Here is a 1330-nt window from a genome sequence, read left to right as displayed (position 1 = left end):
TGCGATTTCTCCTAGGGGAAATATGAGGACAAAAAAACCAGAGACAAATATTTCTAAATGTCTCTGGTATAAAGTCCAACTTTTTGGGGTCACCTTATTGCTATGTTTATTTTTAATGGTTTTTTAGTTATTTTATTTTTGACCTTTTATTAGCGTTTAAGTATGGATTTTTAAATGAAAAGAGAGACTAGCGTTAACAAGTCTCCCCAAAATTTGACAAATAGCCTATTTTAATCATTATCTCTTTGCATCAATAATAATTCTACTTTATTTATTTTATTAATAGCAATAATTGAAGATATTGGACCTAACAAGGTTCCCAAAATTATTATTATTATTAACATTAAAATCATAAGGAATATATTCGGTCTTAAAAAAGGCATATTCAAAATTGATGAAAATATATTATTGAAAGTTATACTTAAAACAAAGGAAAGCACAGAACCTATGACTGCACCTGTTCCATTAATTAGCATAGATTCAATAAGAACTACTTCACTGAGTTTTTTCTTTGTTGCTCCTAATATCCTTATGGTTGCAAATTCTCTTTTCCTTTCCTTAACTGATAAGGTATTTACAAGACTTAAAATAAAGAAAGCTAGTATCCAAATCAAAGCTATCAATATATACACATATACAAGCATGTTTTTTGCTGAATCTGAAACTTGTGTCATTATTTTTCTTGGCAATAAAGGATACACTTTTTCTTTTTTAAATTCTTCTTTAATAAGTTTTTGAATTGTTTTTGGATCTTTGTTTTTTTCAACTTTTACTAAAATAGAAGATATATCATCTTTTTTTGCCACCGGATGATTAATTATCTTTTCATATTCCTTGGCTAATCTATGAGTTTCTTCTATTGTCATAAAAACTGAATTATCAAAACCCATGCCAGTTTTTGCAAGCCTACCTCTTATCTCAAATTCTTGATTAAAAAATTTAACCTTATGATTAATAGTCCCCACAATGTTAGCACCTACAACAACTTGCCCAGCTTTAATTGGAGTTTTAATCTGTTTTTCAAGCCAAGGTTTAACGCTAAAGTCATCAGAAAAGTCAATTCCTATAACTTGAATGGGAAAAGAACAGCATCCAGCAGAAAGTGTAGCTAGATAAACTTGACCACAGGCTTTTTCAACTCCTGGTATTTTTTTTACTCTATTTAATATATCCTTGTCAAAAAAGAATGTATTAGGTTCTCCCCTTAATATTGCACCTGTAATTTTGGAATCATAACCTTCTGGGACTACTATAATGTCTGCTCCCATCCTATCTGATAGAGATTTCATGCCGTTTTTAAGAGAAAAAATTATAAATGATGACATGAATA

The 1330-nt window shown here is 29.4% G+C and carries 1 protein-coding gene; it reads right to left on the bottom strand.

The window, feature by feature from the left end; translation table 11 throughout:
* Nucleotides 1-230: 230 nt before the first annotated feature.
* Nucleotides 231-1330 (bottom strand): ABC transporter permease (locus tag KHW44_RS09665; protein ID WP_369680535.1); only part of this gene is annotated, 1100 nt, incomplete at its 5' end.

The sequence above is a fragment of the Finegoldia magna genome, assembly GCF_018371055.1.
Taxonomy (GTDB): domain Bacteria; phylum Bacillota; class Clostridia; order Tissierellales; family Peptoniphilaceae; genus Finegoldia; species Finegoldia magna_I.
This window is presented reverse-complemented; position numbering and strand designations above follow the sequence as displayed.